The sequence below is a fragment of the Carboxylicivirga longa genome, assembly GCF_050589825.1.
Classification (GTDB): domain Bacteria; phylum Bacteroidota; class Bacteroidia; order Bacteroidales; family Marinilabiliaceae; genus Carboxylicivirga; species Carboxylicivirga longa.
In genome coordinates this window covers 37,487-54,005 of sequence record NZ_JBNGOZ010000016.1, presented here as the reverse complement: position 1 = coordinate 54,005, position 16,519 = coordinate 37,487, and the positions used below count along the sequence as shown (strand labels likewise).

9 protein-coding genes and 2 riboswitches are annotated in these 16,519 nt (G+C 46.6%); of the genes, 4 read left to right on the top strand and 5 right to left on the bottom strand.

The window, feature by feature from the left end; all coding sequences use genetic code 11:
• Positions 1-2: 2 nt before the first annotated feature.
• From ACRD7A_RS13905 to ACRD7A_RS13885, 5 genes are all read right to left on the bottom strand, one after another.
• The gene (locus tag ACRD7A_RS13905; RefSeq protein WP_430811794.1) at positions 3-2,333 is read right to left on the bottom strand and encodes a glycoside hydrolase family 20 protein; all 2,331 of its coding nucleotides are present in this window, start codon (positions 2,331-2,333) and stop codon (positions 3-5) included.
• A 375-nt stretch (positions 2,334-2,708) separates the two neighbouring features.
• Positions 2,709-4,037: a serine hydrolase domain-containing protein gene (locus ACRD7A_RS13900; RefSeq protein ID WP_430811795.1), complete on the bottom strand. Its 1,329-nt coding sequence runs from the start codon at positions 4,035-4,037 to the stop codon at positions 2,709-2,711.
• 109 nt (positions 4,038-4,146) lie between these two features.
• Positions 4,147-4,734 (bottom strand): thioredoxin family protein, encoded by a 588-nt coding sequence (locus tag ACRD7A_RS13895; RefSeq protein ID WP_430811796.1) that lies wholly within the window; start codon positions 4,732-4,734, stop codon positions 4,147-4,149.
• Entirely contained in the window at positions 4,731-5,222 is a 492-nt protein-coding gene (locus ACRD7A_RS13890) for a TlpA disulfide reductase family protein (protein ID WP_430817951.1), read from the bottom strand. The genes ACRD7A_RS13895 and ACRD7A_RS13890 overlap by 4 nt, the downstream gene beginning before the upstream one ends.
• 44 nt (positions 5,223-5,266) lie before the next feature.
• Positions 5,267-6,427 (bottom strand): lipoprotein N-acyltransferase Lnb domain-containing protein, encoded by a 1,161-nt coding sequence (locus tag ACRD7A_RS13885; RefSeq protein ID WP_430811798.1) that lies wholly within the window; start codon positions 6,425-6,427, stop codon positions 5,267-5,269.
• A 207-nt stretch (positions 6,428-6,634) separates the two neighbouring features.
• Between ACRD7A_RS13885 and ACRD7A_RS13880 the strand changes: the two genes are divergently transcribed.
• The 4 genes from ACRD7A_RS13880 (at position 6,635) to ACRD7A_RS13865 (ending at position 16,383) form a co-directional block, all read left to right on the top strand.
• Complete coding sequence (locus ACRD7A_RS13880) at positions 6,635-9,118, top strand: hypothetical protein (protein ID WP_430811799.1); 2,484 nt, start codon at positions 6,635-6,637, stop codon at positions 9,116-9,118.
• A gap of 58 nt (positions 9,119-9,176) precedes the next feature.
• Positions 9,177-9,390, top strand: a riboswitch (cobalamin riboswitch).
• A 293-nt stretch (positions 9,391-9,683) separates the two neighbouring features.
• Positions 9,684-12,458 carry a DUF5074 domain-containing protein gene (locus ACRD7A_RS13875; protein ID WP_430811800.1) on the top strand — a complete coding sequence of 925 codons (2,775 nt, stop codon included), beginning with the start codon at positions 9,684-9,686 and terminating at the stop codon, positions 12,456-12,458.
• A gap of 419 nt (positions 12,459-12,877) precedes the next feature.
• Positions 12,878-13,090: riboswitch (cobalamin riboswitch) on the top strand.
• Between the two features lie 105 nt (positions 13,091-13,195).
• A complete protein-coding gene (locus tag ACRD7A_RS13870) occupies positions 13,196-15,235 on the top strand; it encodes a TonB-dependent receptor (protein WP_430811801.1) in 2,040 nt (679 codons plus the stop codon).
• Positions 15,232-16,383 (top strand): YncE family protein, encoded by a 1,152-nt coding sequence (locus tag ACRD7A_RS13865; RefSeq protein ID WP_430811802.1) that lies wholly within the window; start codon positions 15,232-15,234, stop codon positions 16,381-16,383. Before ACRD7A_RS13870 ends, ACRD7A_RS13865 begins: the two co-directional genes overlap by 4 nt.
• Positions 16,384-16,519: the final 136 nt, after the last annotated feature.

Sequence of the window (16,519 nt, the reverse complement as noted above, 5' to 3'; positions counted from 1 at the left end):
ACTTACTCCACAATAATCTCATCCACAAATAGCCAGGAGGCTCCTCCGGCAGCACTATGCCATTCAGGTACCAGAGCCTGATTAATAGCTTGCACCTTTACATAACGCGCTACGGTGGGCTTCATTTCCACTTGATAATCCATCACAAGTGCTTCGCTTTGCAAAGGTATATTATTGATGGTGGCACCAACCTTCTCAAAATGAACACCATCTAGCGAGCTGAGCACACGAATTTCTTTGGGAAGGAAAATCCACGAACCAGTTTCATGTAAACACCCCACGCTAACACGCCGTATTTCTTTCTCTTCTTCCAGATCAATCACAACCTCCATATCGTTTCCTTCGAAGCCCAGCCACTTACCATCGCTGAAGTTACGCGTACCCCGCAGACTATTCACCAGCGTCAGCTTACTTTTACCAGCATACTTTGAGTGAGGTGCCAAAGTAAACTCCAGGGGTTTAGCCGTAGCCTTGTGCAGGTTTAAATTCACCCGTGCATCTTTGCTCACCTTATGATCACCAATAAAAGAGGCCGCCACTACTTTCACCGAGGAATCAATACTAAAAGGTTCGGTATAAATCATAGACCCTTCATCCGGCGCAGTGCCATCCAAAGTATAGCGTATATCCGAATCGGGTATTTCTGTTGTAAGGGCCACAGCCACCGTCTTGGCCTTCTCATCAAACACACTCTCACACTGCACGGTGTACATACTCGTTGCATAATGCAAGCCCATTTTATCATAGTTATCAGTGAAAGCACTCATTCGCCCACTGAAATCGCGCCAGTCACGTCCCTCCTCTTTCGTCCATAAAGCCTCTGCGAGGGCTGCCATACGCGGAAAAGCCATATACTGCATGTGTTCCTCATCGGCTACATGCTCGGTCCACAAATTACCTTGTCCGCCCAGTATATGATTGACCTTATCAGGGCTTATCTGCTCGGGAATGGGGTTAAATTCATATACCCTTTTAAGTGGAAGATAGCCATTAAAGGCCACAGGCTCTAAATCCACAGGGCCCTGATAGTAATCTAGATAGCAATGCGAAGTGGGTGTCATAACAACATCATGGCCGCTATTCGCTGCTGCAATACCGCCTTCAAAACCCCGCCAGCTCATCACAGTAGCATTGGGAGCCAGTCCGCCTTCGAGTATCTCATCCCAGCCAATCAAAACGCGGTTATGGGCCGACAGATAATTCTCTACGCGACGAATGAAATAACTCTGTAAAGCATGTTCATCTTTCAGCTGCTCCTTTTTTATGCGCGCCTGACATTTAGCACAACGCTCCCATTCAGCTTTATTGGCCTCATCGCCACCAATGTGAATATATTTCGATGGAAAAAGTTCCATCACCTCACTCAATACATCTTCAATAAATTGAAAAGTCTCATCTTTACCCGCACAGTATATATCGGTAATGGGCCACAAGCCACCGGGCTCAACATAAAAGGGGCCAGGATTACAGGCATACTCAGGATAAGCTGCCAACGATGATGTGGTATGTCCCGGCATCTCTATTTCAGGCACTACAGTAATAAAGCGCTTTTGTGCATAAGCCACTACTTCTTTAATGTCTTCCTGGGTGTAGAAACCACCATAAGTGGCCTTCTCTCCTTCTTTAACGGCAGCACGGGCATTCCAGGGCAAGTGCTCACGATCAACACGCCAGGCACCCACCGAAGTAAGCTTAGGATATTTTTTGATCTCGATGCGCCAGCCCTGATCATCCACAAGGTGCCAGTGAAATACGTTTATCTTGTGATAAGCCAGATAATCGATGAGCTGCATCACTTCCTCTTTCGTAAAAAAGTGACGTGATACATCCAGCATCATACCCCGCCATTTAAATGCGGGCTTATCAGATACCCTAACCCCTTTTATGGAATAGGAGAAATGCCGCGCATCGGTGGGCTGTAAAATTTCGGCCGGACACATCTGCAACAAGGTTTGCAGGGCATAAAAAACCCCTTTAGCACTGGCGGCTTCAATTGTTACCTGCGCTGCTTCAACCCCAAGACGATAAGCCTCATCATCCATTCCTTCGTCGCGGCGAATTACAATGGCCGGTTCTTCTTCATCCCTTACTTTCTTCACTTCCAGTGGTCTGCCCACATGCCTTTCAATCGCTTCATTAAAAACGGCGACTCCCGCGGCCAACGCGGCCGACTCCACCACAATGGGTGTTTTATCGCGAAGCATAAAAGTCGAACCCTCATAATCAATAGCATTGGGTTGCGGAATCAAGGGGCGTTGCATTGCCGTAGGGGCACTGCAGGCTGCTAAGAGCCCCACAAGACAAACCATGACCAGTCCTGTCATTTGTTTCATTCGAATACAGTTTAATTGCTACTAAAACACGATCGGTAATGCACCGAAGCATCGGTCAACGACCATTAGCCGGGCACAATACAGTCATGTTCTTTTTCATTTTTTTAGTCAGTATAAAATTGAAAAAAAAACAGCAAGGACTAAACGGCTATTTGTTCAAGAAAGGTAAGGAGTGTTCAGCAGGAGATCATGAGAACATTCAGGATGTTCTTTGGAAGGTTAAAGGCGTTCAATAAGTTTTAAGGAACGATTCACTAATATATGATGCTTATAAAGAATCATTCCGTATTTTTTTTATTAAAATGGAACTTACTACTGTCCATGTATAAGGAAGCCTTCCATGTCCCCCCGGTGGAAACGAATACTTTGATGTGATCAGTAGATAAGCTGGGGTCGTCGGCGAGCCGATACCCATGTATGATCCATTTGAAAGAGGTTATAATCGGGCCACTCATCAATGGCATTGATGCCGCGGTTCATTACCCGAACAATGTCGTTGGCCAAAGATGGTCCCTTCCAACTGCCCGTGTTAAAAAGCACAACATAGGCAATACCGTTGTCCATACGTGCCATTAAAGCCGAGGTACCGGCCAAGGTACCGGTACGAAACCAGGTATTGGCCCGTATGCGTCGCCAACCCAGCGGACCATGATCGTTAATTTCCTTGTCCACCATCGCTGTAATGCTTTCCTCTTGCAATAAGTCGGGATAGCTATCAAAGCCATCAATAGAAAGCATCAACTTCATTAAATCCGTTGATGAGGCAATCCAACCACCGGCAGCCCCTAAAGAGTGCATATCATTACCACCGTACGTGCGCAGTACCTGCGTTGTATCACCCAGATAATCGGCTACATAAAAAGTAGGCCTTGGCTCGTAATATTTTACTTCCAGCTCAGCACGCTCATACAAATGACTACCGCCAATACGCATATCAAAAATACCCAATGGATATAAAATATTGGTTTGAATGTACTGTTCGTAGTCCATGCCCGATACTTTGGCAATGACCTCACCCAGTATCATATACCCCAGGTTGGAGTAATAAGAGGCCTGACCCGGGGTAAAATGCAACCTTTTATTCAATACAAATCGAATGATATCGCATTTACTAACAGGCAATGGCTTTTTAAGTGAGCGGGCGATCACGGTAGGCATAAACATCTGATCACCCCATCGGGTTGTCCAGCCCCCGCTGTGCTCCAAGAGGTGACGCACGGTAATATCCTCAACACGCTTGTCCCGATAATTAAGATATAGAGAATCATTTAAGACCCCCTGGGCACCAAACACTTTGGTATCGAGAGATAAGATGCCCTGCTCCTGCAAACGCATGATGCCGGCCGCCGTAATTAGCTTGGAGATACTAGCCACCCGAAACAAATGATGGGGCTCTGCCTCCACCGACAACTCCTTATCGGCATAGCCAAACCCCTTTGCATATAACAGCTTGCCATCCTTGGCTACAGCTACTGATGCACCCTCAAGCAACTCACGACGCATAAAACGCGTCACCTGCTTTTCCAAAGGGGCAAACACCTCATCATCCGACAGAAAAGCCGGCACATGGAAGGAGCTTGCAGCACTGCCCGGTGGCATAAAATCGCTACCGTAGGAATCCGATACGGGACTCACCATAGCCGATGAAATCCACAAGGAACCTGTTATGGCAACTGCCACTATAATTTTATACAGAAACTTCATCAATCATTTTATACGAAGCCACAAAAATAATGGTTTCATGACAGGAATAAAACCATTATTCCAGAAAAACACTTTGGGATGAAAAAACACACAGATACACAAAGCTGATTTACAACACAAAGGGCTTTATACTACAGCCAATAGCCTTGGTAAGCGAAGGATTAACATTTTTTCCCTGCTGCACCGCCTCGATGGCCGCTTCCAGGTACTTTTCCTCTACTTCATCAGCATCCTGCGGACTATCGTCGATGGCTCCAATATAGGCCACCCGAAAGCCTTCGTCTGTATTATTCAATAAAAAGACATGGGGTGTTTTGGTAGCACCATAGGCCTTATAAACACCTTTATTATCCAGTAAATACGGAAAATCGTATCCTTTCTTCACCATGTAGGAAAAACCATCCACCTCGTATTTTACCGAGTCGTTGGGGTTAATACTCACCACCGGAAAACTTTGTGGTGCATACTTTCTATGCAGTTGATTTATACGTTCCTCGTAAAACTTAGCATAGGGGCAGTGGTTACAGGTGAAAATAAGAATCACACCATCCTGCTGCTTGTAATCGCTGAGCGAAACAATTTGATAATCGGTATTCATCAAACTAAAACCGGGCGCTTTGTCACCCACTTTCACCTGCCCCTGCGAAGCGTTAAGGCTGACCATAAGGCCGAATAATAATAAAATAACCTGTTTCATAATGATGATTTTTGGTGATTAATAGTAGCTATTAGACTTTGCAGATGCTGAAGATCCAACTCCCCCTCATAAAATACAGAGACTCCGTTTTTGATTACAAGGGTAGCCGGAATGGCACCTGACCAAGCCTCATCAATACGGTCTATCCATACATTGGGATTACGCTCATCGAGCAACACCACCTCCGCCTCTACTGATCTGGATCTAAGGAAGGGTAATAATTTAGTTTCTTTGTGCGATTTAAAATCGAGGCTTACCAGTAACACTTTCAACGCAACATCTCCAGCATGCAACTCTTCCGATTCAAAAACAGGTAGCTCATCAACGCAGGGACCACACCAGGTAGCCCAAAAATTAATTACATAGGTAGTATCATTATTCACTTGAACACGCGCCAGAAGATCATCGGCCGACACCTCGGCTACCTTCTGCCCCATCATTGGCAGCCATGTACCCAACAGAAATAACATTGCAAGCATCTGTTTCATACTCTCTAAACAGAAAAGCCACAAAATAGTTCTGTTTCAGACCACTAAGCTTTATTATTCAGATAAAACCAAGTTGCATAACGACTCAACAGCAGCAGACACAGCGGGTAAACCATGGCGGGTAAGTACTGCGGTATAGCCCAAAAAAATAATATTGGCAGGGAAGCACACACCAAGAGGAAAATAAGGTAAACACCAAAGATCTTTGAACGATAAAACCAATTGGCCAGAAAAGCTACAAAAACATTAAATGGCATAGCCCATAGCATATTGAAATTCTCGCCAGTAACACTATGACGCGACAAAAACCAAAGAAAGAAGATGAGACAGCCCACCAGACCGCTAAGCAGCAGGAAGAATCGATTAAGCCAAACAAGAGGTCTTTGGCACCGTAGCTCATAATAAGCCAAAATAATTGACCCAATGAATAAGAGCCAGAAGAACAGGGCGGGAGTAAAAAAAACGCCTTCAAGAGGTTTATCAAAAGACAATACCGTATGCGTTTCGCCCAGCAATGGCAGTCCGGAGTCGGCACGCACCGCTCCCCCCAAATGCTTCATCAGATAATCGGGTAAAAACATCTGATCATGCTGATTAGCCGGGTAATCGGTTTTCATTCCCAAAATCAGATCCAGACCATCGGCTATCCATGGTTTATCGCCATCATACTGGTGCAGCATCTCACGAAAAGTGTATTCATCAAAAGCTGCATCATCGTACACCGGAGCAACATCCAGATTGGCAGTAATAATATCACGGATACGGGTGGCGCAGTTATCAAACAAGAAATCGTAGCGATAAAAACGGTTCTCCCCTTGCAGATTGATCATCAGTGCCTCAAACAGATCTTGCTTCTCCTGCGAAGACAGTATGAGCGGCTGCTCATAAACACTGCGCTTCTCGTAGTTATATATCGTTACAAAACGTGCATAGTCTCCCCTACTGAGCATATAGTTGAGATTACCATTGGCAAACTTCAGATAGAAATTGGGTGTATCAAAGTCGAAAGTGCCGTAATTAAACACCCAATCGAAACCTGCTACCGGGTCGTTCACTCTTATAGCACTGTGACCAAACAAGGCATACAACTCCTCACCCGGAGAACAGGTTATCAGTGAGATATGAGCCTGATCTGACAAACGCGCCTGCGCCTTCAGGGACAGCGATAAGAGAAAAGTTAGAACGATAAGGAGAATATAACGCATGAATATTTTTTTGCCGAAGATAAAAAATAAAAGAGTGTACGATATACATAATGCTTAAAAACTGTACCAGCAGCTGCATACATGCAGATCCGCAGCGTTTATTCTTAATGACTCTAATTAAGCTAATTATATACTACAAAAGCGGGAAAATTCGTATATTTAATTAACCGTGACTTTTCAGAAGGGTTAGAAACAAAACGTAGAGGTATGAGTCAGGTTTTAAGTCAACAAGAGAAAATCACTACAGCACACATAATCATAGAGTTGCGCCTTGCAATTCTTTTGATGATGGCACTGTTTTGCATCTCACTAAGCCATGCACAGCTAAGCACACAAGACACGGCCTTTCCGGCACCCCAAAAGTATTGCCTCTCCTGCCACAATGGAATTGAACCGACTCGCCCTTTTGCATCTGACATGATGCAAGAAATACTGCACAAGGGCGCTCAATGGGGCGATCCCAATGGCTGTATCGTTTGCCATGGAGGCACACCATCGGAAACCAATAACAAAAACAGAGCCCATTGGGGTGCATCACCCAACAGTGGACTTACTACATTTACTCCTGTGCCCGCCGCTCTTCCGGTCAATGACAACACCTGCGGCTTATGCCATCCCGATCATTGCTATAACGTTAAACGATCGATGATGAACACCGATGCCGGCAAGATGAAAGCCATCACCTGGAGCTTTGGCCTAAATACAGAGAACAAAAACCATCGCTACGGCGACCACGACATGAATGACCCCGATGGACCAACTCCACGCCTTGGCTCAGCAGCCTATAAAAATTATATGCTGGCACTGGCCAATGCCTATCCGGGTCAGTACCCCAATCAGCTGCAACAAATACCCGAAGTATCCCTCAACACCTTGCACAGCAACCCCGGTCAGGCTGCTTATACTTACCTGCGCAACTGTAATGCCTGTCACCTCAGCAATAAGGGCATGCAGGATCGCGGCCATCACCGGGGCATGGGCTGCGCTGCATGCCACAACCTCTACAGTAACGAGGGCTATTACGAAGGGGGCGATGCCGCTATCGATAAGGCAACACCCGGTCATCTGCTTGTTCATGCCATGCAGGGGACGCGGAAATCTAATATCACCGTCAACGGGCATCAATTTACAGGTATTCAGGTATCTACCTGTGCTGCATGCCACTCCGCCGGGCGCCGTATAGGTCATGCCTATCAGGGACTAATGGCCATGGGGCACAGTGATAACCGGGGGCCCTTTAACCTACAAGGCCAACCGCAAAAAACCAATGCCGGGTATGTATTCAAATATATACGCGAGGATGTTCACCACCGTACTATGCGAGATGGACAAACTTCTACCGGACTGCTTTGTCAGGATTGCCATGTCACAACTTCGATGCACGGCAATGGTAACATCGGTGCTACTTCACTGGCTACTCTTGAAATTGAGTGCAGCGATTGCCACGGCACACCCAACTATTTTCCCTGGGAGCTGCCCCTTGGCTATGGCGACGAGTTACTGGAAAACCCGGTGGGTAATGAAGGTCGCGGACTAACCACCCTGCCCATGGCGGTCACAAAAGAATTCGGAACCCAGCACCCACCACGCGACGGCTATCTTCTCTCTGCCCGTGGAAATGCACTGGGCAATGTGGTAAAAGATAAATACCGCGTTGTGGTTCACTCTGCCACCGGACTCGATCTTGAAGTGCCTTTACTAAAAGCAAAATCACAATCGGGTAAATGGCGCAACCCCAAGCAGGCACAAACAGCCATGGTAAATGTGTCAACACACATCAACCGACTGGAGTGCTATGCCTGCCACTCCACATGGGCTGCTCAATACTACGGTTATAAATATGTAATTGACTACACTCAATCGTCGATCGATTGGCTCTACTCTGCTGAGGACACCGATAAGCATGGAACCAGTGCCGATTACCGACAACGCCATGTCATGCAGCCTGGTGCCCCCACTTATGGCGATTACAGTCATGTACGATGGGCCTCGCCACCCCTGGGCATCAACGGAGAAGGCCGCGTGAGTCCGCTTGTAGGGGTGATACAGACAATCAGCACCATTATAGATACCGATGGACGTATAGTGAGCCCCAACCGTGTAGCGCGCGCAGCAGCAGGCTATAACGCCATGGAGCTTGCTCCTGTACAGCCCCATACCATCTCCACCGAGGCCCGAGCCTGCACCGACTGCCACGGCAACACAACTACCATGGGCTATGGGGTGCATCATGGGCTTTACGATGCAGCTCCCTACAAGGCTCGATATGCCGATGTAATCAACCAAAACGGAGAAATCGTAAGTCGCCACACAGAGGTACAGATACCCGCTTTACCCCATCTGCATGGTGATTTTGCGCAGCTCATCGACAGCAGTGGTAGACAAGTACAAACCGTAGATTCGCACTGGCCCCGTTCAAAACCCCTCACAGCCCGTCAACGCGAAGTACTGGCGCGTGATGGCACCTGCCTGGCCTGCCACCAGGATCTGCCCAAGGGAGCACTGCCCATACGCATGCTGGGGCAGATAGCTCATATGACAGGACTCAGCTTTGCTCCTGAAGAAGCACATAACGAACTATTGCGTGAAAACGACCTGCTTATCTCGTGGGTGAAATTCCTCGGTATCCTAACACCCATCCCACTGCTAGTCGTCGCCTTTGTACTTTTTAAGCTGAAGAAAAAATCATGAGTGCTCTTTTTTATTTCCACATATTTACAAAAAAGAACATCTCTTTATGAATATTTGATACCTTTGCCGTGCAATTGGTTTTCAGAACCGGATGATACCGGGGAGAAATTAAAAGGGAATGCCGTGTAAATCGGCAACAGTTCCCGCTGCTGTAAGTTCCGACCCTTTAGGGTCTGTTACTTTTAATAAAACACCACTGTTGAGCTCCTCTCAACGGGAAGGTATTAAAAGTAGGAATAAGTCAGAAGACCTGCCAAGTGTTACGATTTTACAGCCTGCGGCGAACGGGTATGCGATCATCATTCTTGCAACATCTTCTGTTGGCATCAATGCTGTAAAATCCATTTTATTAATGAATTTAAAATACAGCAGGATGAAACACTTCAGCCCCACATAACACGCACAAGCATAAAAAAAGCAGCAGGGTTCGCCAAAACTTACTGCTGCTTCGAAATACTACATTTTTATTAACATTCAATTGCTTGTGGCTACCTGATTCACACTCGTTCTCGTACAGAAAAACAGTAAGTGCAATAGCCTCTGTCAATTGAACAAATCAAATGCAATGAAGCAAATTTACTTATCTTTTTTGAATTTATTTATTGTCCTCTCATCCATAATGGGACAAAGCGTGTGGTTAAATCCACAAGAAGGCTATCTCTCTAATGATATCATTACAGATAAGGCATTTTCATGCCATGATATCCTGGGGAATAACCTTTATGCTATTGATAGCGATGGCTTGTACTGCTACGACTTAACAACAATGCAGCAGACCCATAATTTTGGTAAAGTGCCGGATTATAATGGCTGGATTAGCTTTGTAACGGCCGATCCGGATGGTACTAAAGTTTGGCTTGGATACACCAAATCAGGTCTAACAGACGACCGCATATACAGCGTTGATATTACCTCAGGCACATGGACACATGTAGCTACCTTTCCGGGTAATTTCGACATGGAAATAGCGAACGGCAACTACTACGTATCGGGCCTCAATACAGAAGGCTGGGATGGAGTAAATGATGTAAACTGCATCTCACTGCTAGATAAATCTGGGAATAATAACCATAAGAAAATCATTGAAGTAGGCGGTAATTCAACCGGCCTTGCCGTGGATGCCAGGGGAACAGTTTATAACGCCCAATACGACCCCACAGGCAATACCCTGATGTACCAATGGCCTGCCGAAATAGTCAACCCTGTTATCGCAGCCACCGATGGCAGTTTTCTCACACTCAATGACGGTACGGTTATTACTTCCATGCCGGGTAATGGTCCTTACGATTGCGAAGTAGATGATGCCGGCCATATGCTTTTCAATTGTAATGATTACTCAAGTGGGAGCTATGTAGCGCTATGGAATGGTACATCCGGAGAAATGCAAAACTACAAGAAAATCGGCGTGTATGGTGGATCTTCATTCGCATGGTTCAGCATGCTAAAAGCTGCCGGGGATATTACAGCCGGTGGCAAAGTGTACATGATTAATTTGGGCGATCCGATAGCCGAAGTAAGACTAAGTAACGGGCCTTCCATTAGCAATCCAATTACTGATAAGTTATTGTCGGTGAACACAGCTGAAACCGTAATTGAGTTAACGAATCACTTTACACCAAAAGATGGAGAGCCTGTTGATTACTCAGTTTCAACAACAAGCAACACTATTTTATCATCGGCTGCCATTGAAGGCACTACCCTCACCATTAATTATCTGAACGATGTTACGGGAACTGCTGAAATAACCGTTTCGGGTACTTCTAAGGGTGATGCTACCAACATTACATTCGCGGTTGAATTGCGCGATATTAATTATTCCAACGGCGCATTTATTGTTAACGAAGATTGGTTCGGGCACTCCAGCGGAACAGTAAACTACCTGACGGATGACGGTAAAATGGTTTATCGGGCCTATCGCCAGGAAAATACGAATAAAACGCTGGGTACTACAACACAATACGGCACAGCTTATGGCGATAATATCTATTTTATGTCCAAACAAGGTCAACGCCTCGTTGTGGCTGATGCAGCAACCTTAAAAGAGCAAGCGACCGTTCCTAACTTCGGAGTCGATCCTGATGGACGAGCCTTTGTGGGTGTTACTCCGGAGAAGGGTTATATAGGCACAAGCAACGGTATTTACTTGTTCGATATTCCCACATTAGGGGTAGGTAATCAAATCGATGCAACAAACGGCGAAGTCGGCAATATGCTGCGTGCCGGCAACTATGTATTTGCGGTTAAAAAAGATGCAGTTTGCGTGATTAACGCCAATACAGATGCTTTAGAACAGACTATTTCAGGCGCATCTTACAGCGGTGTAGTACAGGCCTTTGATGGAATGGTATATATTGGGGCAGGCACAAAGTTGCTAAAAGTGAATCCTTATACCTTAACACAGGAAGAAATAATATTACCTGCCGGCATTGAGGTGCCTTCGTCATTTGGCTTTGCATGGAATGCCAACAGCTTCTGTGCCAGTGCTACCGAAAATGCCTTGTTCTGGGCTAAACCCGGAGGGTGGTCAGGAAGCAACACGATTTACAAATACATCATTGGAGATGAAACTTCATTAAGCGCACCGTTTATTAGCTTAGAAGAAGGGATGGAACTTTATGGAGCGGGACTCCGCGTTCATCAGTCAACAAACCAAATATATGTTACCGGTGTTAAAAGTGGCTGGGGGCAAAACAGCATGACCAATACTTTATATGTATTCGATGGCACCGACGGATCAGAGGTTTCACGCACCGAACTGGAGCCCTACTACTGGTTCCCTGCCATGCCCCTATTCCCCGATGCACATGCGCCGGTGTTTAACCTGACTGATATGGATATAAAAGCTGGCGATGCCCCCACTAAATTACTATTGACCAATCTGGTATCGGACACCGATAACAATGATGCATCTATTCTGGTGAGTGTTATTGGAAATAGTGATAATACGGTAGCTATTGCGACAGTAGAGGGCAATCAGTTAGTTTTAACGCCCGGCAGCAAAGCAGGCAGCACACAAATTACGCTAAAGGCCACTTCTAACGGCAAAACAGTAACGGAAAGCTTTACGGTAACTGTATCACCGGCCACAGCCATTGAAGAGTCGACATTACAGCAGGTCAAGATTTATCCAAACCCCTGCAATGGTATTTTCCGCATTGACGAGCAGCAAAATACAACCCTTGATGTGCAAGTGTATAACATCACCGGCCGCCTCGTGTATGCCAATACACAATACAGAAGCACGAACGCAATTGACCTGAGCCAACATGGACGTGGGCAATATATTGTAAAAATCATTAATGATCAGTCCGTAACCACACGTGCCATCATTGTGCGATAAAGCAGTTTAATGCATAAATAAGGATATTACTGCCATAAAATATCCGTTTGTTTTTCAACCCGGATCCTGGTTTCAGGAGTCCGGGTTTTTTATGGCCTGACACCCCCATCCCCGTCTAGCGGCGTTACCCATCCCTAAAATGGGGAAGAAGGTTTTACATATTCAAGGCTAAAGCTAGAACTTCCCAATAACAGTCTAACAAACAAACTCCATGCTTGCTTCACTCTTCCCTTTTTTGCCCAAGCAAAAGGGGAAGTGTCGTGCCGAAGGCGCGGGGATGGGGAGCACGTATTTTATATACTATACAGCTCTGTTCATATAAAACTTAAGATCAGATGATACATTACTCCGCGCCCCCAATCTTAATTTCAGCTTACTTTATTTTTCGAAAAAAAGCGCTGAGTATTCAAAATAAATAATACTTTTGCGCTCTGTTTGGTTTCATTAACGGAATATATCCGTTACGAATTAAAAGGGAATGCCGTGAGAATCGGCAACAGTTCCCGCTGCTGTAAGTTCCGACCCTTATGGGTCTGTGGCTTTTAATGAAACACCACTGTTAAGCTCATCTTAACGGGAAGGTATTAAAAGTCGGAATAAGTCAGAAGACCTGCCAACAAGTACATAATTTTTAAACTTTCGGGGATTAAAGTTTAGAGATAGAGCAGCTCTTCCAAGGGCTTGTTTTACTCTTCTTCGTGTCTTTTCCTGAAAGTAGTAATATTTAGGAAAGACAAATGACAAACAGAAAATCATTTTCCTTATTACTGCTTTACCTGTGCCTGCCTTTGTGTATTAATGCGCAAAGTAAGCTGGACAGCATGCAGCATATTCTGGAAGTAGAAATCGCAGCACCGCGTAACAGTACTAAAGCCATCATTCCGGCACAGCAGCTGCAGGGTAAGCAGCTGAAAGCCCTCAACAGCCTGTCGGTGGCCGATGCCATCCGCTATTTTGCCGGCGTGCAGATAAAGGATTACGGCGGCATTGGCGGATTGAAAACCGTGAATGTGCGCAGCCTGGGTACCAACCACATGGGGGTATTCTACGATGGCATTCAGCTGGGCAATGCACAAAACGGACAGATCGACCTCGGTAAGTTTTCAATGGATAACATCGAGAGCATTTCCCTTTACAACGGACAGAAGAGCGATATCTTTCAGCCGGCACGTGACTACGGCTCTTCAGGCTCCATCTATCTAAAATTCAGACGGCCGCAATTTTCAGCGGATGAGAAGGAACACGTGAAAGTCACCTTTCGCACAGGTTCGTTCCATCTGGCCAATCCCTCAGTGCTTTACGAGCGTAAGATAAACGATAAGGTAAACGCCTCCTTCAATACCGAGTATATCTACTCATCAGGTAAATACAAGTTTCGCTACAAAAGGGTATTGCCCGGCAGTAGCGAGGTTGCCTACGATACCACAGCCACGCGTGAAAACGGCGACATCCATGCCCTGCGTCTCGAAGGTGGTTTGTACGGCCGCATGGACGACGGCCATTGGGAGCTAAAGGCCTATTACTACGATTCGGAGCGGGGTATTCCCGGTGCCATTGTCAATAACCGCTGGATGAATGCCCAGCGTCAGTGGGACAGCAGCTTTTTTGTACAGGGCGGCTGGCGCAAAAGAATCAGCGAGCGCTACGACCTGATGCTAAAGTTGAAGTATGCCAATGATAAGATGCGCTACCTCAACCCCGACACCACCCTGATGTACATCGATAACACCTTCCGGCAGCAGGAAAGCTATATTTCGCTGGCGCAAAAATACGCGCTGACCAACTGGTGGGAGCTATCTCTCTCGGCTGATATGCAGTGGAATTGGCTGCAATCGAATCAGCAGGGCACCGCCTACCCCACCCGACGATCCACCCTTGTAGCCCTGGCTACGGCGCTCAACCTGGAGGCGTTTAAGGCACAAGCCAGCCTATTGGGTACTTTTATCAATGAGCATATTGGTGATGATGCACAGGGAACCGCTGCCGCACCCAACAAGGAAGAGCTTACGCCGGCCATCTTTGTGTCGTACAAGCCGCTGCCCCATCACAACCTGACGCTCCGGGCCTTTTACAAGCATATCTTCCGCATGCCTACTTTCAATGATTTGTACTACACTGACATTGGTAATATCAAGTTGGAGCCGGAGTTCACCCATCAGTATAACCTGGGGTTTAAATACATCGAAAACCCGGGCAGGGATATTCTTAAGCAGTGGAATGTGCAGGTGGATGCCTACTATAATGAAGTAACTAACAAAATTGTGGCCGTGCCCAAAGGAAGCGGTATGTACCGCTGGATGATGATGAACCTGGGCAAGGTAGAGATACGCGGACTGGATGCTGTGGCAGCCACCACGCTTCAGCTGCCCCACGAGGTACTGCTCAACCTGAAAGGCACCTACACCTATCAGAAGGCACAGGATTTTACGCATCGTCGCAACCCGGAGCTGGAGGAAACAACCTGGGGAGGGCAAATTCCTTATATACCCTGGCACAGCGGTTCCTTTATTGCTGCAGCCACCTATCGTAGCTGGCAGTTAAATTACAGCTTTGTGTACGTGGGCGAACGTTACCATAACTCGGCCAATATACCCGAAAACTACGAGCAGCCTTGGTACACCAACGATGTATCGGTGTTTAAAACCATAGCCCTGAATAAGGGAAGCCTGAAGGCCGCGCTGGAAGTCAATAACCTGCTTAACCAGGACTACGAGGTGGTGCTGAACTACCCCATGCCCCAACGCAATTACAAATTAACCTTAACATACGAATTATGAGCCGATCACTAATTATCCTCACGTGCATACTGTTATTTGCCCTGCTGAGCGCCTGCCGCGACGACGTAGAACTTTTCGTATCGGAAGAGCTTGCCCTTACGCCACCCGACGAGACAGGAGGGTATCAAGGCTTTTACCTCTTGAATGAAGGAAATATGGGAAGTAATAAAGCCACCCTGGATTTCTATGACTTCGATACGGGTACCTACAAGCGGAATATCTATGCCGAAAGAAACCCCGATGTCCCCAAGGAGTTGGGTGATGTAGGCAACGATATTCAGATTTACGGGTCGAAATTATATGCCGTAATCAATGTATCGAACAAGGTGGAAGTGATGAATGCACAAACGGCCACCCGCATCGGACAGATTGAGATTCCCAACTGCCGCTTTATCCGCTTTCATGGTGCCTATGCCTACGTTACTTCTTATGCCGGCCCTGTAGAGATTAACCCTGACTACACGCAGCGCGGCTATCTGGCTAAGGTGGATACGGCTACCCTTCAGGTGGTGGATGAATGCCTCGTGGGCTTTCAGCCCGATGAGCTGACCATTAGCGGTGGTAAAATTTATGTGGCCAACTCGGGCGGTTACATGGGCTCCGGCAATACCGATAACTACGAGCGTACGGTCTCGGTCATCGACATAGAAACCTTTACCGAGGAGAAACGCATCGACGTGGCACCTAACCTACACCGCATTAGAACGGATCAGCAGGGTAACCTATGGGTGAGTTCCCGCGGCGATTACAAGGGGCTCCCATCGCGCTTGTTTTTTATCGATGCCCAAAAGCAAGCCGTTACCGACACCCTTGATGTGCCTGTGAGCAGTTGCTGCATGGTGGGCGACTCCTTGTATGTATGCAGTGTTTCGTGGAGTTACACCAGCTACAGCAACGAGATCACCTACGCCATTGTCAACACCCAAACCCGTAAGATCCTCACCCGTAATTTTATCACCGACGGAACGGAGGAGGAGATAGAGATACCCTACAGTGTGATGGTGCATCCGGCGTCGGGCTATATCTTTCTCACCGATGCGGGTAATTACGTCACCCCCGGCCTGCTCTATTGCTTCAACAGCGAAGGTGAAAAACTATGGAGCGTACGCACCGGCGATATACCCGCCCATTTTGCACTGCTGAAGTAGTTTTTAGCAAGTAGTGAGTAGTGAGATATAAGTAGTGTGTAGAACGACTTTTAAACCATATCTAACTCATCGGATTACTTAGACACCGAAAAAATAGTCATCCGATGAGTAATGCATCATAAAATCTAATTAAACA

Excerpts from the sequence above, each read along its gene's own strand:
- ACRD7A_RS13905 (WP_430811794.1), bottom strand. The coding sequence starts at position 2,333 with ATGAAACAAATGACAGGACTGGTCATGGTTTGTCTTGTGGGGCTCTTA.
- ACRD7A_RS13900 (WP_430811795.1), bottom strand. The coding sequence starts at position 4,037 with ATGAAGTTTCTGTATAAAATTATAGTGGCAGTTGCCATAACAGGTTCC.
- ACRD7A_RS13895 (WP_430811796.1), bottom strand. The coding sequence starts at position 4,734 with ATGAAACAGGTTATTTTATTATTATTCGGCCTTATGGTCAGCCTTAAC.
- ACRD7A_RS13890 (WP_430817951.1), bottom strand. The coding sequence starts at position 5,222 with ATGAAACAGATGCTTGCAATGTTATTTCTGTTGGGTACATGGCTGCCA.
- ACRD7A_RS13885 (WP_430811798.1), bottom strand. The coding sequence starts at position 6,427 with ATGCGTTATATTCTCCTTATCGTTCTAACTTTTCTCTTATCGCTGTCC.
- ACRD7A_RS13880 (WP_430811799.1), top strand. The coding sequence starts at position 6,635 with ATGAGTCAGGTTTTAAGTCAACAAGAGAAAATCACTACAGCACACATA.
- ACRD7A_RS13875 (WP_430811800.1), top strand. The coding sequence starts at position 9,684 with ATGAAGCAAATTTACTTATCTTTTTTGAATTTATTTATTGTCCTCTCA.
- ACRD7A_RS13870 (WP_430811801.1), top strand. The coding sequence starts at position 13,196 with ATGACAAACAGAAAATCATTTTCCTTATTACTGCTTTACCTGTGCCTG.
- ACRD7A_RS13865 (WP_430811802.1), top strand. The coding sequence starts at position 15,232 with ATGAGCCGATCACTAATTATCCTCACGTGCATACTGTTATTTGCCCTG.